We start from the raw sequence: 21,498 nt of genomic DNA, 5'->3' as shown, positions 1-21,498 counted from the left end.
CCTATATATATCCAAGATTCTTTAGTCTTTCAATTATTTCCTTTTTTTCTTCTTCTGATATCGTCGATGACATTTTTTCCTGCTCCATGTTAGCAACTACATCTCTTAACACATAAATAACAAATTGAGAAACGCTAGTAAATCCCGTACCTTGAATTAAATTCTTAATCCTATCATAAAGAGTTATGGGAATTGAAACGGTCGTGTATCTTGTATTAGGTTCCCCTACTCTTTGCTTCACATTCTCACCTCTTAATTAAATTTAATTAAGAGTTTAATAATATTTAATTAAGAAAATATATACTTCACTACCTTTGTTAAGCTTATATACCTTAAAGAGAAAATTATTAAAAAGCTATCAAAAGTGAAATTGCTCTTCAAGAAAAGGGTCATAAATATGAGGTGCTTGCAAAAAGGATTAGTGATTTGGTTAACAGGCCTTTCAGGTAGCGGTAAGACTACAATAAGCAATATTGTAAAAGACTTGATTAAGAAAGATGGAATTAGGGTTGAAATTTTAGATGGAGATTGGTTTAGGCAAAACATAGATCCAGAAGCTGGTTTTACTAAAGAAGAAAGGAAAAAACATTTAATAAGAGTTGCAAACGTAGCAAAACTTTTAGCTAGAAACGGCATAGTTACTATTTGCAGTTTTGTATCCCCATATGAAGATATTAGAAATGAAATAAAAAACATAATAAGAGAAGAAGCAAAATTTTTTCTAATATACACTAAATGTGAAATCGAAGAATGTATAAAAAGAGATCCCAAAGGATTATATAAAAAAGCGCTAAAAGGAGAAATAAAAAATTTTACTGGTATAGATGATCCTTACGAAGAACCCAAAGAATATGACCTATTATTAGATACGGTTAGAAACTCCGTTGAATATAATGTTGAAAAACTTTACAGCTTCATAAAAGAAAAAATAAATGAAATTGAAAAAGCGTAGAAATCTAACTAAATTAAGTTTAAAATAGTTATATACTTTTTTTTAAAAATCCTCAAACATAAGCTTATTGAAAGGGGAGTTTAAGAAAATTAGAGGGTAAATTAATGGAAAACGTATCAGAAATAATCAAAAACAAAAGGGATTTAGACGAAATAGAACAATATTTATTGCATAAACCTTTTCATTACCATATCTTAATAAGAAAATCAAATACACAGCTACCAAAAACCAAAGGTTACAAAAGATCTCTAGGAGAGTACAATGGAGAAAAATTAGATTGGAGAAAGACTTTAATAGATGGAAGTTGTATTCATATTAGAGAATATAATGATTATTACATAATTCACAGAGACAGAGTTAACCCAGATGATAATTTGCTAAAGCATATTGCCCTAGATTCTTTGAAAAGCCTTCCACTAATTTTACCATTTGTAATACCAATCATTCTTTTAAGGTACAATCAAAAACTTATTATAAAGAAAAAGTTAAGGAAGTCTCTTAAAATAGCTTAAATACAATCCTTTCTTACATAGTAATCATTAATCTTCACATACTCCTCTGGATTTGATGGAGGAACTAAATATTTTGTACAATCCTTTAGGCCAGCCTCTATAAAAGCGTTGTTCCTGTTTCTACATGATTCGCATTTTCCACAATGATATTTTTCACTTAAATAGCAACTCCATGTATCGTAAATGGAATTGCCAATAATTTCAAAGCATGATTTAAAAACATCACTCTTTTTCAGACCTTCTTTACTTGGTGACCAAATTTCTATATTTCTTTCCCCTCTAAAATGGCATATCCTAAATGAAGATTGTAGAGATTCAATACACTCAGGGCTACAATCAGGATATAAAGGTTCATAAGTGTCCTGCCTAGGTACTATATCATTATAGTGCGATCCATAAATTACGTAAACGTTTTGATTATATGTTTCTGATATTGTATAAGCATATGCTGTAGCAATTGATAACATAACAACATTTCTTATAGGAACAACAACACTTGGTTTATATATTCCTTCCACATTTACATTACTATCAGTTAATTGAGTATTTTTCCAAATTTCTGCCATAAAAGACATGTCAATAACTTTATGTTCTACTATTTTTCCAAATTTATTAAAAGACAATGAATTTATTTTTTCTACCATTTTCTTAGCTATTTCGGTTTCTTTAACTCCTTTTTGTCCATAAATAAAGCTTAAAGCGTGTACATCACATCCTCTAGAAAGCCATAGAGCTGTATAGCATGTAGAATCAGGACCACCGCTCATAATTGATACAGCCCTGCAGGGTCTATTTATATTTGGTTTCACTCCTAAACGATACATTTTTTGCACCTTAATTTACTTAAAACTTTAGTTATTTAATATTTATAAGCTATATTTTAAATTTTATATAAGAGGCTGATTATAATAATTAAAACTTAATTTGCTTAATATAAATTATCTTACTTATTTAAATTTGAAATAGGCTATAGTTTTAAAAGATATACCTATTGGAGAAAGTTTTAATATCTTTAAAAATAAATTTAAATTAGGTGTTTAAGATGAACCAAGATAAACAAACTGTTTATATATCAAAGGAATTATATGATAAAGTAAAAAAATACCTAGAAGATCAAGGAACTTTCAATACAGTTGAAGAATTGATAGAATTTATGTTAAATGAGCTTCTCCAACAGTCTTCTGGAGAAATTATGTCAAAGGAAGATGAAGAAAAAGTTAAAGATAGACTAAAAAGGCTAGGTTACATGTAACTTAATAAAACAATAATGTGCTTAATTTACTTTGTAATTTTGCTGTATAATATTAAAACAATTTTTATTTCAATTAAATCCAAACCTAATAATATTTTAATGCTAATTCATATATTTTAATTGATAGCTATGAGTGAACATAATTGCGATAATAAAATAATAATAATCATTAAAAACTTAATTAAAAAAGGGCTTGGCAAAAGCTGTATTGAGTCAACTCTATATTTTGATTATAATTATTCATTAAACCACGAAGAATTTCTCAACTACTATGAAACAGCTTTTAATTGCCTATACAAAATAGGTGAAAAAGAAAACAATGAACCAAACGATTTATTTTTATTATGTGAAAATGAAGTGGTAAAGGATATAATTATGATGATTTTAAAAAATTTTGACAAAAATGATATAAAGACAAAAATATACAAGAAATATTTATTGCACAAAGATAAAAATGGAGAATATAATAAAATAACATTGAGAGATATAGATAATTTTTATGAAATTTCTAAAAAATGCATTAATTATAAAAAATATAAAAATGCTAATACATAAATTTTTAATCTATAAAACATATTATAAAATAGGTAATATTCATGTCTTTAGATGTTAAAGGTTTATTGTCCTCTCCTGATGATAAAAAAGAAGAAGTTTTAAAAAAATGTATTTTCTTCATTATTGGGATTAAAACAAGAAGAAGTGGTTAACGCTTTAACTGATTTTTAAAAGAATTGCAGAAAAATGCAAACGATAATCAATATAAAAACGTTTGTAAAATAAACTTAAAAATTATCTCCTCTCTACCAGATAATGTGGCAAAACAAGTTATAGCAATGAGATTACAGGCTCAAAATAGTTTGCCAAAAGATATGAAGGCCAGAGATCAAAAAGTCTTAAATGATGCCATAAATGAATCACCTTATAGGGAAAAAATATTAAAGCTATTAAGCTAATCCATAAAATTTTTCTCGTAAACCACAACTTATATTTATTTCAAAATATAAACGCATTTTTATCCAAATAAGAATTAACAAATATTATTTTTACTAATTAGGTTCTATAGAATTTAAGCTTATTTTATTATAAGTAGTATTTGAACCTTACATAATTAAGTTATGTTAAATACTAGATAAAATTTTCATAAACAATTGGATTCATATATATCCAAGACTGCCCTTAGATCTCTTAAAGCTATTTCTGGAGGCATTGGAACATTTTTTTCTTCTATTATAGAATCAATAAAACCTTTAAGCTCATCTTTTATTGAATCGCTGTCAGGTAATTCTATTCTGTTATTATTATATATCAGATCTCCGTATCTTCTAACATATCTCGTTTTACCTGAAATTTCAACTTTTCTAGTATAGGGGTCTTCATAAATAGTTCCTTTTTCTCCATATATTTCAAAAGCAGGAACCATTGGGGAATTATTCATACCCCAACTAAACATCAGCAAACCATTAGCCCCATTTTTAAATTTGATTAATGAGAAGCTAGTATCTTCTCCTTCCATATCGACAATTGATTTGTAATTTGATGAACATATTTTTTCATAGCTTCCTCCTAAATTAAGTAAAGTATCGACCAAATGTATCCCACCATCTATTAATGATCCTCCCCCCATAGAAGCCTTAATTTTTCTCCAAGTCCTAGGTTGATTAAAAGTAGTATACCTTACAATAATCGTATATATTTTGCCTAATTCTTTAATCATTTCGACTGCTTTTCTTATAGAGGTATCAAAATAATAGTTCTCAGCCACCATAAACCTAACTCTACTTGATTTAGCTTTTTCTATTATTTTATTAGCCTCTTCAACTGTTCTTGCTATAGGTTTCTCAAGCAAGACATGCTTCTTCTTCTCCATTGCCTTTATACTCATGTCTAAATGAGCATCATGGCTGACTATTAAATCAACGATATCAACATCAGAGTTTAATACTTCCTCATAAGAAGTAAAAATACCCGATGCCTTAAATTCCTTTGCTAAATTATCAGCATCGTTTTTATCAGAACTAAATACATATATTTTTAAATCGTAACCTTCATCTTTTAATTTATTTAGAGCATATAAATGAACTCTTCCAAATCCTCTACTGCCAACTACCGCTATTTTCAAAATAATCCCCCATTCTATTTGCCAATAAGAAATTAAAATATTTTTCTTAAGCCCTAAAATCATTTAAACATTTTAGATAAAAAATGTAATAATCCTCTTATTCCAATCATAGCTCCAGCTAAGCTCATGGATAAGGCTATTACTAATATCCATAAGTTACTAAAAATCATCCCAATATATGTTAACATGAAAGAAAAAAACAAAAGCAAAACGCCAATAATTATTTCTATAAAATAGCTTTTCATTTGAACTCGCCTAATATAACCAACAAGCTACCTCATGATCAGAACTCATTGATTTAATATCAGGCATCTTTTCTAAACACTTTTGAGTCGCAAAAGGACACCTATCATAAAATGGGCATCCTTGAATTTTAGAAGTATCTATCTTACTTTCTTTTACATTAATTGTTTTTATAGTATCTTTACTCTCTGGATTAATCTTTGGATATGCCTCTAATAAGACCTTAGTATACGGATGTAAAGGGTCTTTTAGAACAGTTTGAGCCCTACCACTTTCAACGATCTTTCCTTTATACATAACAGAAATCCTGTTTGCTACTATCTTTGCTATTGGCAATTCATGTGTTATAAACAAAATGGTTATACCGGTTTGCTTATTTATCTTTTTCAATAGATCCACAATTTCCCCTTTTAGTGAGGCATCTAGCATAGTAACTGGTTCATCGGCTACTAAAAATTTAGGGTCTAAAGATAAAGCTCTAGCAATACTAAGCCTTTGTCTTTGACCTCCAGATAGTTGAAAGACATAGTTATTTACCAAATCAAGTGGGAGACCTACCATGTTTAGCACTTCTTCAATCTTTTTATTAATATATTCTTTATCTTTAATTTTAGAATATTTTAATGGCATGCTTAAAGCATCATATACTTTCATATAAGGATCTATAGATGAATATGGATCTTGATAAACCATTTGCAGTTCTCTTCTTATATGTTTTATAATCTTAGTTTTAGGAGTAATTACAACAGGACTACTGTCCCTATTATATATAATTTTACCTTCCGTTGGCTTTTGTAATCCTATCATAGCTCTACCTAGAGTTGTTTTACCTGATCCGCTTTCTCCAACCAACGCCATTACTTCTCCTTTATTAATTTTTATGCTAACTCCATCAACTGCTTTGGTTATTTGTTTTTCAGCCAAAAATCCACCTCTTACAAAGTATACCTTCAATCCTTCTGTTTGTATCAATACATTGGGATCAATATAGCCAGCATGAGACATATCTATCACCTTCTATTCTTTTTAATTCTGGTTCTTTTTGTTTACATATTTCCATTGCGTATGGACACCTATCACTAAACCTACATCCCTTAGGTAAGTTTGCCAAATCAGGCATAAATCCTGGAATTCCTTTTATATAGTCCTTATTAATATCTGCTATAGAATCCATTAATAACTGAGTATATGGATGCTTTGGATTTTTATATAAATCTAATGAATAACCACTTTCCATTATGCCTCCTGCATACATAATATATAGCCTATCAGATATTTCTGATAGAAGCGCTAAATCATGAGTTATAAAAATTATAGATAAGCCAAGTTCTTTCTTTAATATTTTTAATAAATTAATTATTTTTGCTTGTGTTATTACATCTAAGGCTGTTGTAGGTTCATCGCAAATGAGTATCTCAGGATTTAAAGCCAATGCCATAGCAATGAAAGCTCTTTGCCTCATCCCGCCAGATAGTTCATGAGGATATTTATCTGATACTGAAGGATCTAACTCAACCATTTTTAAAAGCTCATTAACTCTTTCTTTAAAATTCCCTTTATATTCATGAACTTCTAATACTTCTTCAATTTGTTGACCTATTTTAAAAACTGGAGTAAAACCGTTCATAGACCCTTGAAATATCATAGATATTTTTTTCCATCTAATTTCCTTGTTAAACTTATCCTCATCGTATGATAATATATCCTCATTATTAAACAATACCTTGCCCCCAACAATTTTTCCAGGAGGCGTTATTAAACGCATAATACCCATTGCTAATGTGCTTTTTCCTGAACCGCTTTCTCCTGCAATTCCTATGACTTCTTTTTTATTTAAATCTAAATTAACCCTATCAACAGCTTTCCTAACACCTTTAGGCGTATAAAAGTGTATAGAAAAATCTTTAATAGACAATATAGGCATTTTACTTACCTCCAAAAACAGCCTTTTCTATAGAGAAGCCTATCATCACAAATGGAATAGAAACCAAAATTATCATAACGCCTGGGAAGAGAATCCACCACCACCATCCATTTACAGCTGCCAAATTTGATTCTGCACTGTTTAAAATTGAACCCCATGTTACTAAACCCGTTGGGGTTAGACCTAAGAAAGCAAGGGTCTCAACCAATATTATAGCAGCAGGCACACCCAATGCTGTATATGCTATTGCAAATGGTGTTAACCTTGGAAGAAAATGAGTGAAAAATATCCTATATGAAGGTATGCCTAATACTTTATCAGCCTCTACAAACGTCTCATTTTTTATTGATTGTGCAGAACTCCTTGCTATTATGGCATAAAAAGGCCAAGACAAAAATGCTATTAATAATGCTTCTAGAAATAAGTTAGGCCTCATAATGTAAGATAAGACAACTAAAAATGGTAAAGCAGGCAAAACTAATATCACCAAAGTTATCCAATTCATAGCAGAATCTGTTTTACCTCCAAGAAAGCCAGATATACCTCCTACAATAACTCCACCTATAACTGATATTATTGATGTGAGCAATCCTATTTCCAAAGCGTTTGGGAATCCTAATAGAATACCTAAATCTATTGGCCTTCCGTATATATCTGTACCAAATAATCCATAAGCGTTGCCTTCTAAGTAAATTTTATTTGATAATATTTTAGTATTTGGGGAAGTAACGATAGTTATTGAAACCTTATATAAACCCTTTTCAACAGTACCGTTTAATAAATTTTTTCCTTCATATCCAAATAAGGCTTGAGAATATGTTTGTGATGTTGAAGAAGAAGGTACATAACCTATTTGCTGACTTATATAATTGCCAATAGAGCTAGAATAACTTATTAGGTCTGTAATGCTAGTAGGAGAATTTGAGCTTAAAGTAATATTAGTCCCATCTGGTTTTGTCCATAATATCTGCATTGCTTGAATAGGACTAGATGTTTCTATATAAAAAACTACATCTGTTGGAGGTTTATCTTTGATCCAAGTAAAATTATAATTTAACTGATATATATCATAACTACTTGATGAATAAATAGATAAAGGGCTTGTAGATATAGTTTTTGTTCCAAATATTTTTGAAGGATTAAAATATGACATCCAATAAGGCATTGCATTTTTTGGGTATGTTTCCCAATAGACAGAGTTTTCCCACTGTGGAGACACTTTTCCAAAACTGGTTACTGCATAAATAGATAAAGCTACAAAAAAGATAATCATTATTAAGCCTATCAAGCCTGACTTATTTTTTATTATTGTATTTACATATAGCTTTATTCCAGTTTCTGCAGCCATATCACTCACCTGCCTTAATTCTTGGATCTAAATAACCTTTTACTATTTCATTTATAAACAAAGCCAGCAAAAGAATAACAGTCAAAACAAAGTTAATCCCAAGTATTACAGGCAAATCATTTAGCAATATCGCTACGTATGTCAACCATCCAACACCATGCCAGTTAAACACAATTTCTGTCGTCAATCCTCCAGCAAAAGAACCAGCTATAGCTAATGCTACTTGGGTGGATATAGATGGTGACGCAGTTCTTAGTATATGCCTATATAATATCCTTGAATCACTTAATCCTCTGGCCTTTGCAGTCATAACAAAGTCTTCCTTTGTTGTACTGATGACTAAGCTTCTTACAACATACGCAAATCCTCCTACATTGACTATAAAAAATGCCAATAAAGGAAGCGCCATATGATAAAGCATATTTATAGAATACATAAGTGGACTTTTAGGAGGAGGAATTGACGTTATTCCTCCTGGAGGGAAAACTTTTACACCATATGCTAATGCGGCAATCAAAAGAAAACCTAACCACCATGTAGGTAAGCTTGAGTGAATAACGGCAATAGTTGGAACTATTTTATCCCATACAGTACCTTCATACCTTGCTGATAACAATCCAATTAAAGTACCTGCAAATATTACTATTAATGTACCTGTGGTAAATAATATTATCGTGTAAGGTAAATAACTTGCAATAATAACATATACCTTATGGCTTCCGTTAGGTGCCTCTAAAAAATATGCATTTCCGAAATTGAATGTTAATAGATTTTTCATCTGAATGAAATATCTTAAATAAAGAGGTTGGTTTAGGCCATAGGTTGTCATCAAAGAATCCTTATATTTATTTACTAAAATATTAATATTTGTTAGGTTTATACTACCGTGACCTGCATAGTGCCTTAATATTGCTTGCTTAAATCCTTCAGCTTCTGTTTCCACTGTTGTTTTAAGAACTTCCTGTATTACGGGATATGTTAATAGATATAGTAAACTCATAGCAGCTATCAATACTGTTATATAAACTATAATTTCTTTAGCTAAGTATGACTTATATCCCATAACTTTTAACACCAGGTTTGTATCCAAAAATAAAAAGATGTATAAAGTTAAAAAAGTTTTTTAATGGATTTGTTATCTTCTTCTAATTAATAAAACTGCTGCAACTATAACAATGATGACTACAACTGCTGCAACTACTATTGTGACTGTTGATGATGGTGGCGTTGAGGTTGTAGATGTTGTGGTTGATGATGGTGGCGTTGAGGTTGTAGATGTTGTGGTTGATGATGGTGGCGTTGAGGTTGTAGATGTTGTGGTTGTTATCGAAGGAACTACTAACAGAGTATAAACTGTGGGATCCATCATTATATTTTGATACGTATATGTAAATATTCTTAAATAATATTTACCATTTAAGCCTGGTGGTAAGGTAAATGAAAACTGTCCATTGGAATTTGTTGTAACGTTATAAACCCTTACAACTTCTCCATTACTATTAACAAGTTGAGCATAAACTATAACATTTGGTGCAGGAGTTGTTACTTTAGATCCATCAGGAGTTTGCAATACTTGACCTGTTAATGTTTGCCCTGCTCCAACTATTGATGGAACTTGGAAGCTTAATGTATATAGCATTGGAATCTGGAATACTACACTAGGTAATGATAAATTGAAGTTTGGATTCCTAACTACAACTGCTCCTCCTGAAGTAACGCTATAGCTAGTTAATATAAATGGACCATCACTCACAAAAGCATTCCCATATTTATTGATAAAGTTAATTAAATTCTTATATCCTTGAACTGCTTCTGTTTCATTTACTAAATTGAAACCGCTTAATTTTTGAACATCCATTAGATCTTGAGGTATGTAACCTGTTGATGAATAATTATTCAAAGCCTGCATCATATATCCTACGTCTTTTGGACTAACTATGCTTAACCAATCTATACCTTTTGCAGTTGCAGTAGGTTTATCCCATGCAGCTAATCCATGTGATACGACCCAATTCATTGCAGAATATTCTTGCCACGGGAAGAACTCTGCAGGGCTATAACCTCCTAAGGGTAAGAAGTTACCTAATAGAGTTTCAGCTGCATATAATGGATCAAAGAACCTTACATCACCCCATATCTGTATAGTTGTAGAATTTATTATTTTGAATCCTATTACTGATGGATACATAGCAAATGAATAAAAGCTCTCTACGGCAGGATCGCTTATTGAGCTGTTTGGAGATAGCATTTTTTGAGCTTCAAGATATATGTTTATTATATCAGCTAAAGTTATGCTTTGGTTGTCTGCAAATTTATCATTATTCATTAGCGGAGCAAAGTTAGCTATTATACTTAGTTCTGCAGTTGTATTTGGTTCAACGTACTGAACTTGTAACGTGCTAGTATTAAACGTTATAGCATCAGTGGGAACAGGTATATTTGACACATTTGACTCATTTACAACCTTTAGTATTACTCCTGTTGGTACCGAATACCCGTTTGGACCCGCTTCGCTTAATGGATAAATCAATGAATATGCTAAACCAACAGAATAGGCATCTGTAAATCCAAGACCTGGATTCATTGATCCTTGAGATAAATATCTAACGCCTATTGTTGTAATTCCAGTAGGAGTAGACATAGTCATATAATTTGGAGTGTTTAATATGTTACCATAGTAAACTGATGGTAAAACGCCTTGCAATATAGAGCTTCCATAAATAGGTATTTGTGATTCTGCCACAAATACTCTAATTGAATCATTTATACCTAAAGATACTAGCTGGTTTAATAAATTATAATATTGTTTAGATGTATTAAATTGAGTGGAATACAATTGTAATGATATTGCATCTAATTTAGACACTGTATTAAACAAATCTGGAGTTTCGTACATACTATCATCATATGCTCCAAAAGTTAAACTTATGTTACTTGTAGCAGGAACTGCTCCGAATAATGGTGCTAGAAATTCTATAGGCTTTCCATAATCATAATAGCTATATCCTCCCGACCAAGATTCTACAGCTATATTCCAGGTAGAATTGTGTGGATCAGATCCATATATTACAGTATTTTGTTTTTGTAAGTTACCGCTAACTTCCTGTATAGTAAAGCCTAATTGCTGTAATTGTGACTCTAAAAACTTTGCATATTCTTGTCTAACTATTGTATCTGTCCTAACAAAGAAATAAATTGTTATTGGTTTTCCATTATAATACCATTTACCGTTTATGTATTGAGCCCCGTGTTTAATCAGCGTATTGTATATAGTTTGATTAGCATAAGTTAAATTATAATGTATATCTATATACGGTGCAGAAGCATTTGAAGTCATTAAACCTTCAAATTCTCCTGCATAAGGTCCATAAGTTGGTGTTCCATAACCGCCCAAAAAATTATTCACAAAATAGCTCCTATCAACTATATAGTTCATTGCATACCTGACCGGTTGGAACATAAACGGATTGAATCCAAAAGATGTATTTAATGGATTTAATAAAACATCATAAAATGCTATTGGCATTATATAAGTGCTATAATTTGAAGGTAGACTAGTTATTTTATTGGGTGGAATTGGAAAAGTATACATGCTTATAGCACCACTCGTAAAGGCTTCTATGCCGTTTAAGTCATTTCCGTTATATGATATAAAGGTTATTTGATTTAGTCTAGGATATTGAGTTGTATCAGCTTTGGCATTGTTGTATGCAAATGGAAATACAAAACTAATTAACATTATCGCCATCAAAACACCTATGTAAATTCTCCTCACTAAAACTACGCCTCCTTAATATATCCTTTTTTACCTTATATCTTCTGGGTTTAAATATCTATCGTTTTATACTAATAAAATTAATTAATTTAGATTTTATTTAAAATATTAAAAATTTAAGAAAGATATGCATTTAATGCATCAATCCATTTTTGAACTACAGAATTCATAATTTCCTGAGCATTATTAGATTGATTCGTTATATAAGAAAATATTCCATTGTCTAAATACGTAGACAAAGTTGGAATTTGAGATGGCACACCTGTACCAACACCTGCATATGCTTTTTGGGATGCTATAAGAGTAGCATTATATCTTTCCCTTACTAGCAAAGGCAAAGATTTGTTTGATATTAGCATATTAAATGCTTGCTTTGAAACTGGAACAGAAGATAAAACCTGAACTTGTGGCGATGTTAAAAATTGTAAGAAAAGCTCTGCAGCTTTCACATGAGTCGAATATTTACTTATACCTAAAAATGTAGGCCCAGGCTCAGCATATCCTCCAGGCAATGGTGCAAATGCTATATATTTACTTATGTTACTCGGGACAGCATTTATTTGAGAATTCCACATAAAAGCACCTGGAGAAACATTTTCACCCAAAATATCAGGCAAATTATCATAGGTTATAGGAAGCTGCAACGGGTTTGGTTCATAGCTTATTAATTCCTTATATGTTTCTAACGCTTCTATTCCAACACTTGTATTTAATGCTATTTGAGGATATTTACTATTTGAATTCATAAATCCGTAAAAATAAATTCCCCAACCAGGGATACCAGCTGATGTACCTCCATTAACAGTTTCGTTATGCTCATAGAACCAATAATATACAGCCGGAAATGAATAATCTATATCTTTATCGCTTGCGCTGTCAGCTATCAAGAAACCATACTTTGTTATGTTATGGGAAACAAAGAATTGATCAGCATCAATTACTTGGGTCCAGTTATTCCAAGTCCACGGATCTAAACTAAAATGATATTCATTATAAAACTCTTGTTGTAATAAAGTGTTATTAAATAACTTTGTATTATAGGCAAATATATAAAAGCTTGATCCAAAAAGTTCTCCTACAATTTCATATTGATTTGATGTCTTGTTATAATAAATACCTCCATCAGCTTCCGCACCTTGTAATATATCACTTTGATTAATGCCAGAATTATTTAAAGGGATTAAATAAGGCCAAAATTGATATGCTGTTCCATGTGTATATAAAACTATATCATATTGGTTAGAACCTGCTTGAAATGCTGTAGAAACTGCTGAAAAATATTGACTATAAGGATAAGTAACTAAATTTACTTTAATGTTTGGATATTCTTTTTCAAACATAGGTATAACAGTTTTATTTAAAAAGTTGGCTCCCCCACCGCTATACATAACAACAGTTATTGTTTGAGGTTGTAATGAAGAATTTGTTATGGGTGCAGTGGTCGTTTTCATAGATTCTCTATAATAGTTATACGAAACAACCCCTACAACTATTACAACTATAGCAATAACAATTATACCTGCTATCATTTTAGAAGATATACCATCATTATATCTTTTTGACATATTCTCACCACATTATTTTTAATCAAATTAGTATAAAAACATATATTATTTTTAAATACATATTGTTTATCTAAATAAACTTTATTCCCCCACTATATGATCCCTTTAGTACCCTTGTTATTGTAATTAATGAAAGTATCATTACTGGAAGAGCCGTAACAACAGCTGAAGCAGCTAACAAAGCCCAATTAACACCAATATCTCCTATAGCAAGTAAAGCAAATATAGAAAGAGTTTGCGCTCCTTTAGGTGGAAAAGAAAAATTATAGGGAGTTTCAGATAAAACTAAAGGTACAAAAAGAGCATGCCATGTACCTATTATTAATAAGAGAAGCGTAGAAAATAAAACAGGCCTACTTAATGGCATTATAATTTTTGTAAACTTCCTTTTTATGTTAAATAGTTCAGCTGTCTCATCATAAAATTTTGGCAAGAGCATAAAATAATTATACATTAGCCATAATGCATACAATGCTCCGTATAAAGGCATTGCTAAAATTAATGCCCACCATGTATTTAATATATTTATTTTAGCAACAAATATGTAAATCGGTATTATAAAGGCCATAACAGGCAAAGAATACAAATACATAGATAATGGTAAAATCCAAGCATTTTTCCCTCTAGATATTTCATAAGATGCAGGAGCCGCTAAAAATATTGAAATAAGAGGATCAATAATGCTTATAACTACAGTTGTTATTAAATAAGGTATAGACTCATATAATGCCTGGATAAAATATGTTGAAGTTAAACCTTTTGGTATAAGTATCGGAGGTGTTGTAAAATCTAACTCAGGATATCTAAACGCTGATAAAAACATGTAATAAATTGGAAAGTCTAAAAAGAACAGCAAAAGTATTAAAAATATTGAAACTAAAGCTAACATAATTTTATTATTTAGCCTTAATTTAAATGATGGAAATATAACCTTTTGCGTTTTTAGTGCTTTCACATATAACAATGCTGGAACCGTAGCAATAATAGATAAAATAGCTGCAGAAAATGCACCCCCGGCAAGAGCATTTTTTAATGAAGATTTAAACGATATCGTATAAACAGCTAAACCAAGGGTTGTAGTTGAAAATAATGGGCCACCACCTGTCAATATATATGGTGTGTCAAACGCACCTAAAGAAAAAACAAATTGCAATAGAAAAACAATTAGAATAGCTTTTCCTATTAAAGGTATTGCTATTCTAGAATAGTATTCAGATTTAGGGATTCCATCCATCAATGCATTTTCTTTTATTTCTCTTCCTATAGATTTTAACGAAGAAAAAATTATCAAAAAAGACATTGGTATTCCTGCCCAAACGCTTACTAATATAACGCCGAGCATTGCTGTTCTTGAAATTAACAAAGGATCATATTTAATTCCAAGCAAATAAGTAAACCAGCCGTATGGACCGTAAAAGCTTATACTCCAAATAAGAGCAGAAGAAGTAAAAGGTATTGTATAGGGTAGCATAACCATAAATGATAATAATAATTGAACCCTTTTATTATCTATTGAATCTATAGCTATCGCAGCTAGTAATCCTAACAAGGTAGTTAAAAATGAAACACCAATAGTATATACAAAGGTGTTGTCAATTATTTCTATTATAGGATATAATTTGTATATCAAAATAACTTGATGACTAGCTATGCCAGCTATGTAAAAAGTTGCTACAAAAGGAATTATTCCTAAAGCTGTTATATAAATTAAGTAAGGCACAGAGTATTTCAACTAAAACACCCTATATTTCTTTATAGAAAATTTAACTTTTTCACCTTCATTGAATTTTCTATCAGAGTACCCCCTTATTTCTTTGTTATTATATCTTACATATATTAAATATTTTCCATTAATAAATTCAACATCTATAACTTCCCCTTCATATTTACCATGGGTATCTATTTCAATATCTTCAACCCTTAAGCCTATTTTTCCATTTACATTAAATAAATTCCCATCTAGAATAAGCATTGGAGGATCACCAATGAAAGAAGCAACAAATTCATCTTTTGGCTCATTATATACCTCTTCAGGGGTTCCTACTTGCAATATCTTTCCTTCCTTCATAACAGCAATTCTATCAGCTAATGCCATAGCTTCAATTTGATCATGAGTTACATATATAGTTGTTATTCTTTCTTTTCTTTGCAAATCCTTAATAAATCTCCTTGCAGATATCCTTTGGGGAGCATCTATGTTACTTAAAGGTTCATCTAATAACAAAACTTTTGGATTTTTTATTAATGCTCTCGCTAATGCAACTCTTTGCTGTTGTCCACCAGATAATTGAGATGGATACCTATTTAAAAGATCTCCAATGCCTAAGGCTTTGCTTATTTCATCTATTTTTATTTTTGCATCCTTCTTATCTTCTACAGGCATAAGGAGATTTTCATAAACAGTTTTATGTGGATATAAAACATAGTTTTGAAAAACCATGGCTACTCCTCTTTTGGATGGATGCAAATTAGTTACATCTTCATTATCAATAAATATTTTGCCGGAATCTATTTCCTCTAATCCTGCTATACATCTTAAAAGAGTTGTTTTACCCGATCCAGAAAAACCTAATATAACAAATAGTTCGCCTTTTTCAATTTCCAAGTTTATTCCTTTTAGTACCTTATTTTTTTGATAGCTTTTTTCTAAAGCCTTTATAGAGACGCTCAATACTTCTCCCTGTTTTTAATTTGTAAAAGAGTTTAAAGATTTTTCTTTACACTTAATCAGGGGAGAAAATGATAATAATTACTGGAGGAGCCGGATTCATAGGGAGTAATTTAATAGAGGATATATTAAAAGATGATAATGATGTGATTATAATAGATAATTTATCATCTGGATCAAGATATAATATAAACGAAAGGGCTAAGTTAATTATTAGCGATGTTTCAAAATACAAGGAAATAGAATTTTTAGAGAAATTCAAAGGAGAAGAAGTTAGTATAATCCATTTAGCTGCTATTGTAAGTGTTGATGAAGTGAGAGAAAACCCTATAAGGGGAATAGAAGTAAATGTTAACGGAACATCAAACATATTGGAGTTAGCGAGAAAATTAGATGCATACATAACTATAGCGAGCAGCGCAGCAGTTTATGGAGAAAAAGAAAAAATGCCAATAGATGAAGATGATGAAAAAAAACCGATTAATCTATATGGATTCACCAAGCTAATGGGAGAAGAAATGCTTTTATCTTATATAAAAGAATATGGATTAAAAGGTTCTGCCTTACGTCTTTTCAATGTCTATGGGCCTAAAATGAAAAAGGGGCCATATGCTGGAGTTATACAAATATTTATTGAAAAGCTATTAAAAAATGAAACCCCAATAATTCATGGCGATGGCAAAAACACAAGGGATTTCATATATGTAAAAGATGTTACAAACGCATTTATCAATGCAATTAAATTTAAGGCAAGCGGTATTTATAATATCGGTACTGGTAAAGAAATAACAATAAAAGAATTATTAGATGTTATAGAAAAAATTATAGGTAAATATAAAGAACCTATATATGATGAACCTAGGAAAAACGATATTAAGAAAAGTGTGGCAAAGATTGAAAAAGCAAAAAAAGAACTTAATTGGGAACCTATTTACAGCTTAGAAGAAGGTTTAAAAAATACAATTAATTATATTTATTCAAAGATTTGATTAGCATATTATTTTTAGCTTTTCTTTAAGCTTTCTATTAAATTATTAATTTCATTTAATTGCTTTTCTATGTTGCTTTTTGCATTTTCTAAATTACCCTTAAGGCTTTCAAGCCATAATATTTTATCTTCCTTTGATATTTGAAGACCTTGAAACATCGCTGGAACATATCCGTACCTTAAATAAAATCCTGGTCTTTCCCATGGAGGTAAATAATTAAAGGGCCCATTTCCTGGATATATATTAATATTTCCTGGATACCAACAGTTGTTTCTACCCCAACCCATTCTACTCACCCGTATCTATTATTCGATACGAAACTTATAAACTTTTCTCATATAAATATTTGAACAGGTTAGTATACATTAGAAGGGGGGTAAAATTGTTCCAAGCATTAAGATTTGAAAAGGTATTGCCAGAAGACAGGGACAAGATAAATAAGCTTACTGAAAATACTTGGATATGGGGAGATTATATACCTGATTACTTTGATAAATGGGTAAAAGAAGGTCTTTTTATAAAAGCTGTTAGTGATGGTGAAATTCTTGGTATAATACATGCAAGAATATTCGAAGATTTTACATGGTTCGAGGGAATAAGAGTTAAACAAGAAATAAGAAGGAAAGGTGTTGGAAAGGCATTAGCTAAAAAAGCTATGGAATTAAGTCCAAAGAAAATATTCAGGTTAGCAGCTAATGAGAAAAATGTCCCATCAGTGCAACTTGCTAAAGCTCTTGGATTTAAAGAAATAGATATGTTTTATTTTATAGATGGCAAGGTATATGACATTAAAGAATTAATAAACGAATTTAAACTAAAAGAAGTTAAAGCTAATTTGAAAAATGTTAAAGGATTTGTTAACGATTGGGTTTGGTATCCTATAACCAAATATTCTGGAAAAATATATTCAAATGGAGAATTAACAATATTAGAAACGAATCCTCCATTTTTAGTTAATGGATATTTGGAAAATATAAGACATATGAGCAAGAATTTTACTTCAAATTCAGAAGGTTTCATAGTTTTTGAATTAAAATTAAATGTATAAAAACAAGGAAATTATGCCAACAATGATTTGAAGTATAAAAATAAAAATTACTACACCCCTTTCTGTTGCTTTACCTCTTATCTTTATTAAAGCCTTTATAGCCAAATGCGTAATACTATAAGATCTTTCATATGGTGGTATTAAAGAATTACCTTCAACTTTCCCAAAGTTTTCTTTATAAACTCCATGAAAAAGACCCCTAATAAATAAAATTAGTTCTATGTAATATAGGAAAAACATTGTTAAGCCAAACTTGGGTATATCACCTAGTATTATTAAACCTGCATATAACGCTCCTATAGCATATGTAAAAGTATTACCAGGAAATACCTTTGCAGGATACCAATTATAAATCAAGAAAGCAATCAAAGCTCCCATTAAAATTATGCTAACATATACTACAATTTCTATTCCCTTAATTAAACCGAAAATCATTGTAAATGTTAAAAGAATTATAGCATTACCGGCTTCCAAACCATTATAACCTGCTATCATGTTATAAGCATTACTAGCGCCTAAAACTCCTATAGGTATAATAATTAAAGGATATAAAATACCTAAATAAATTTTGTTAAAAAATGGTATAGATAATATGTAAGAGTTATATTTAGCGATCATCAATGGTAAAGCTATTGGTACCATAGCTATTATTCTTATCCATTGAGGTACCCCCTTTTTCCATCCCAAAATGTCATCCATAAAGCCTAAAAAAGAAGATAAAACCAGTAAAATAATTATTGAATAAAAATAAAGCAAATAAAAATATTTGTTTTGCGTAAAAACATAAACTGCTTCAAATAATAAGAGGCCAAATATTGATGATATAACAACCCATATTCCACCAGCTTCCGCAACTTCACGTTTATCGGCTTTATTTATATCTTTACCAACTAATCTCTCTCTTTTAGCAACACTAATCCATGACCTTATTATAAATAATGCTGAAATAAAAGATACAATAGATGATATTATTGCTAATGGTATACCTATCAAATTTTCTCCCATATAAATAAAAATAGAGTCAAATTTAAGCTAATTGTTAACCCCCCAGTTAACAATCACTTTCCTAAAATTAATTGCTCTAAAACATTTTTGATTTTATTTATTTCTATAACACCTTTATTACCTTTTTCTATTGTTCCTTCTGGATCATAAATAGAAAACACACCATACCAATCGTGCATAGAATCATCTGGCCCTTTATCATTTTTCTCTAAGTACATGCTCTTATAACCTATTGTACCTATTGGCCTCCAATTCAAATCATCTAAATAAACTGTTAAATCTGGTGCATCCCCTTTTATTTCTGGATAAATTTCTTGAGGGGTATAGGCTTCATTCTTCCACTGCTCATTATTAGGTCCTTTAATTTTTGATATAGAGTTTTTCAAATCCTTTATTAAACCTTCTATCTCTTCTTTTTCTAAAATTCCTTTAGGTTCTCTTCCTTTAATATTAAAGAAAAAGCGAGAATAATAACCTCCCCATGCCCAAACTTTTGTCTCATTCCAATTTATATTATCAGGTAATAAATCTTCCCCTTCTTTTGTCTCATTTTTAATTTTTAAAAAGCCTTGCTGCATTAACCATTGATTTATAGGATAAGAGCCCTTCATGCTTTTTGTTCCATGATCGCTTACTATAACGTAAATTGTATCTTTTGGTAGTTCCTTAATTAACTTAGAAAACCAATTATCAATCTTTTTGTAAACATTCGGAATTGCTCTACTGAACTTTTCATTATATTCATACCTTGGATGGGTATCATCAAAATACTTCCAAAACATATGGTGAGCTCTATCAACCCCTATTTCAACATAAATAAATAGATCCCATGCTTTTTTTACTAAATAGTTAAGAATTTTTTGATGATTATCTATCATTTCCATCAAATCAGAATATGCTTTATTCCTATCTTCAGTCCTATATACTACATCGAATATTGGAGATTCTCCAATTTTATTTTCAATTTCACTTTTTAACCATGGTGGAAAAGTGTAAGGTTTTTCTTTACCAGGAGTATTGAAATCTGTAACCATAAAGCCATTCATTGGTTTAGGAGGATAAGTTGGAGGAACTCCAAATAATCCCGTTTTAATGTTAAACTTAGCTAATTCATCCCATATAGTCTTTTCTTTAACGTCATTAGAATTTACTACATAAGAATCAAAAGTACCAGGTTTCCTATGCCTAAAACCATAAATTCCTAATTCACCAGGCGTTTTACCTGTAAACATTGATATCCATGCAGGTACAGTTATCGGCGGATGGCAGGTTTTCATCAAATAATTTTGAGATTCTTTTGTTAATTGCCTAATAAAATCTAAACCTTCTCCATAGTTTTCATATAAAACTTTAGGTGGTAATGAATCTAAACCCAAGACAAACACTTTTCTCAATCTACACACCAAAAAACAAGTGAAAAGAAAAAAATAAAAAATATATTTGAATTTAGGTTTACATTTTAGCAAAGGCTAGGTAAGCAACTAATATCAATACTATTATTGCTACTATTAACGCACCTAAGCCATAAACTTCTGCGCTTCCAGCTTTACTAGATGCCGCTGACACACTAGATTGTAATGATGAGACTGTGCTTGGTAATGAGCTGAGTGATGAGATTGTGGAACTTAGTGATGCAACGGTTGAGCTGAGTGATGAGACTGTACTGCTTAGTGATGTAACGGTTGAGCTGAGTGATGAGACTGTGGAACTTATTGATGAAACTGTACTGCTTAGTGATGAGAGTGTTGAGTTAACATTAGATAACATCTCGGACATTGTAGTGTAATCTGATGATACTGTGCTGCTTAGTGATGTAACGGTTGAGTTTATGCTTCCAACGGTAGAAGATACGCTATTGACCGTTGATTCTAAAGTTGATACTTGGTTTGCTAGTGATGATACTGTTGTTTGCAAAGATCCAACCCCACTGTTTATTGATGATACTGTTACAGATAATGTTGCTAAAGTGTTGCTTAGTGATGAGAGTTGTGATGAGAGTGATGAGTTAACATTAGATAACATCTCGGACATTGCAGTGTAATCTGATGATACTGTATTGCTGAGTGATGAGAGTTGTGATGTAACATTTCCTTCAACA

22 protein-coding genes and 1 pseudogene are annotated in these 21,498 nt (G+C 30.6%); 7 read left to right on the top strand and 16 right to left on the bottom strand.

The features are described 5' to 3' along the window. Position 1 precedes the first annotated feature (1 nt). Complete coding sequence (locus ACP5GV_RS06135; protein ID WP_428102844.1) at positions 2-241, bottom strand: hypothetical protein; 240 nt, start codon at positions 239-241, stop codon at positions 2-4. Positions 242-397: 156 nt separating this feature from the next. Between ACP5GV_RS06135 and cysC the strand changes: the two genes are divergently transcribed. Together cysC and ACP5GV_RS06125 are read left to right on the top strand one after the other, a co-directional pair. After that, positions 398-952, top strand: coding sequence for an adenylyl-sulfate kinase (gene cysC / locus ACP5GV_RS06130; protein ID WP_428068793.1), 555 nt, complete (start codon positions 398-400; stop codon positions 950-952). Between the two features lie 104 nt (positions 953-1,056). After that, entirely contained in the window at positions 1,057-1,464 is a 408-nt protein-coding gene (locus ACP5GV_RS06125) for a hypothetical protein (protein ID WP_292319939.1), read from the top strand. On the opposite strand, the gene ACP5GV_RS06120 is transcribed toward ACP5GV_RS06125, so the two are convergent. Beyond that, positions 1,461-2,288 carry a 7-cyano-7-deazaguanine synthase gene (locus ACP5GV_RS06120; protein WP_428102842.1) on the bottom strand — a complete coding sequence of 276 codons (828 nt, stop codon included), beginning with the start codon at positions 2,286-2,288 and terminating at the stop codon, positions 1,461-1,463. The two genes, ACP5GV_RS06125 and ACP5GV_RS06120, sit on opposite strands and share 4 nt — an antisense overlap. Before the next feature lie 218 nt (positions 2,289-2,506). On the opposite strand from ACP5GV_RS06120, the gene ACP5GV_RS06115 reads away from it, so the two are divergent. From ACP5GV_RS06115 to ACP5GV_RS06105, 3 genes are all read left to right on the top strand, one after another. Next, on the top strand, positions 2,507-2,716 hold the full coding sequence (locus ACP5GV_RS06115) for a CopG family transcriptional regulator (protein WP_428068789.1): 210 nt from the start codon (positions 2,507-2,509) through the stop codon (positions 2,714-2,716). 120 nt (positions 2,717-2,836) lie between these two features. Continuing rightward, positions 2,837-3,271: a hypothetical protein gene (locus tag ACP5GV_RS06110; RefSeq protein WP_428068787.1), complete on the top strand. Its 435-nt coding sequence runs from the start codon at positions 2,837-2,839 to the stop codon at positions 3,269-3,271. 176 nt (positions 3,272-3,447) lie between these two features. Continuing rightward, positions 3,448-3,669, top strand: a complete 222-nt coding sequence (locus tag ACP5GV_RS06105) for a hypothetical protein (protein ID WP_428090300.1) — start codon at positions 3,448-3,450, stop codon at positions 3,667-3,669. A 185-nt stretch (positions 3,670-3,854) separates the two neighbouring features. Here ACP5GV_RS06105 and ACP5GV_RS06100 read toward each other — a convergent pair whose 3' ends face one another. From ACP5GV_RS06100 to ACP5GV_RS06055, 10 genes are all read right to left on the bottom strand, one after another. Beyond that, entirely contained in the window at positions 3,855-4,835 is a 981-nt protein-coding gene (locus tag ACP5GV_RS06100; RefSeq protein ID WP_428102840.1) for a Gfo/Idh/MocA family protein, read from the bottom strand. A gap of 59 nt (positions 4,836-4,894) precedes the next feature. Next, positions 4,895-5,080 (bottom strand): hypothetical protein, encoded by a 186-nt coding sequence (locus tag ACP5GV_RS06095; protein ID WP_428090304.1) that lies wholly within the window; start codon positions 5,078-5,080, stop codon positions 4,895-4,897. A gap of 10 nt (positions 5,081-5,090) precedes the next feature. Further along, entirely contained in the window at positions 5,091-6,083 is a 993-nt protein-coding gene (locus ACP5GV_RS06090) for an ABC transporter ATP-binding protein (RefSeq protein ID WP_428090307.1), read from the bottom strand. Beyond that, entirely contained in the window at positions 6,061-7,002 is a 942-nt protein-coding gene (locus ACP5GV_RS06085) for an ABC transporter ATP-binding protein (RefSeq protein WP_428102838.1), read from the bottom strand. The genes ACP5GV_RS06090 and ACP5GV_RS06085 overlap by 23 nt, the downstream gene beginning before the upstream one ends. 1 nt (position 7,003) lies before the next feature. Then, a complete protein-coding gene (locus ACP5GV_RS06080) occupies positions 7,004-8,350 on the bottom strand; it encodes an ABC transporter permease (protein WP_428090312.1) in 1,347 nt (448 codons plus the stop codon). A gap of 1 nt (position 8,351) precedes the next feature. After that, the gene (locus tag ACP5GV_RS06075; RefSeq protein ID WP_428102861.1) at positions 8,352-9,413 is read right to left on the bottom strand and encodes an ABC transporter permease; all 1,062 of its coding nucleotides are present in this window, start codon (positions 9,411-9,413) and stop codon (positions 8,352-8,354) included. A gap of 72 nt (positions 9,414-9,485) precedes the next feature. Next, positions 9,486-12,098, bottom strand: a complete 2,613-nt coding sequence (locus ACP5GV_RS06070) for an ABC transporter substrate-binding protein (protein WP_428102835.1) — start codon at positions 12,096-12,098, stop codon at positions 9,486-9,488. 143 nt (positions 12,099-12,241) lie between these two features. After that, entirely contained in the window at positions 12,242-13,690 is a 1,449-nt protein-coding gene (locus tag ACP5GV_RS06065; RefSeq protein ID WP_428102833.1) for an ABC transporter substrate-binding protein, read from the bottom strand. 70 nt (positions 13,691-13,760) lie between these two features. Next, positions 13,761-15,422 carry an ABC transporter permease subunit gene (locus ACP5GV_RS06060; protein WP_428102831.1) on the bottom strand — a complete coding sequence of 554 codons (1,662 nt, stop codon included), beginning with the start codon at positions 15,420-15,422 and terminating at the stop codon, positions 13,761-13,763. Next, on the bottom strand, positions 15,423-16,361 hold the full coding sequence (locus tag ACP5GV_RS06055) for an ABC transporter ATP-binding protein (RefSeq protein WP_428102829.1): 939 nt from the start codon (positions 16,359-16,361) through the stop codon (positions 15,423-15,425). 68 nt (positions 16,362-16,429) lie between these two features. Here ACP5GV_RS06055 and ACP5GV_RS06050 point away from each other — a divergent pair, with 68 nt between their 5' ends. Continuing rightward, entirely contained in the window at positions 16,430-17,347 is a 918-nt protein-coding gene (locus ACP5GV_RS06050; protein ID WP_428102826.1) for an NAD-dependent epimerase/dehydratase family protein, read from the top strand. Between the two features lie 14 nt (positions 17,348-17,361). Here the strand turns inward: ACP5GV_RS06050 and ACP5GV_RS06045 are convergent, their stop codons facing one another. After that, positions 17,362-17,634, bottom strand: a complete 273-nt coding sequence (locus ACP5GV_RS06045; protein WP_428102824.1) for a hypothetical protein — start codon at positions 17,632-17,634, stop codon at positions 17,362-17,364. 95 nt (positions 17,635-17,729) lie between these two features. Between ACP5GV_RS06045 and ACP5GV_RS06040 the strand changes: the two genes are divergently transcribed. Then, positions 17,730-18,395: a GNAT family N-acetyltransferase gene (locus ACP5GV_RS06040; RefSeq protein WP_428102821.1), complete on the top strand. Its 666-nt coding sequence runs from the start codon at positions 17,730-17,732 to the stop codon at positions 18,393-18,395. On the opposite strand, the gene ACP5GV_RS06035 is transcribed toward ACP5GV_RS06040, so the two are convergent. The 3 genes and pseudogenes from ACP5GV_RS06035 to ACP5GV_RS06025 all read right to left on the bottom strand — a co-directional run. After that, the gene (locus ACP5GV_RS06035) at positions 18,384-19,400 is read right to left on the bottom strand and encodes a glycosyl transferase family 4 (protein WP_428102818.1); all 1,017 of its coding nucleotides are present in this window, start codon (positions 19,398-19,400) and stop codon (positions 18,384-18,386) included. The genes ACP5GV_RS06040 and ACP5GV_RS06035 overlap by 12 nt on opposite strands. A gap of 53 nt (positions 19,401-19,453) precedes the next feature. Next, complete coding sequence (locus ACP5GV_RS06030) at positions 19,454-20,785, bottom strand: alkaline phosphatase family protein (protein ID WP_428102859.1); 1,332 nt, start codon at positions 20,783-20,785, stop codon at positions 19,454-19,456. A gap of 67 nt (positions 20,786-20,852) precedes the next feature. Then, positions 20,853-21,498, bottom strand: a pseudogene (locus ACP5GV_RS06025) (hypothetical protein); the annotation flags it as partial.

It is taken from the genome of Caldisphaera sp. (assembly GCF_049974385.1).
GTDB lineage: Archaea > Thermoproteota > Thermoprotei_A > Sulfolobales > Acidilobaceae > Caldisphaera.
Note: the sequence above shows the minus strand (reverse complement) of the source record. Positions and strands in the feature narration are given on the sequence as shown.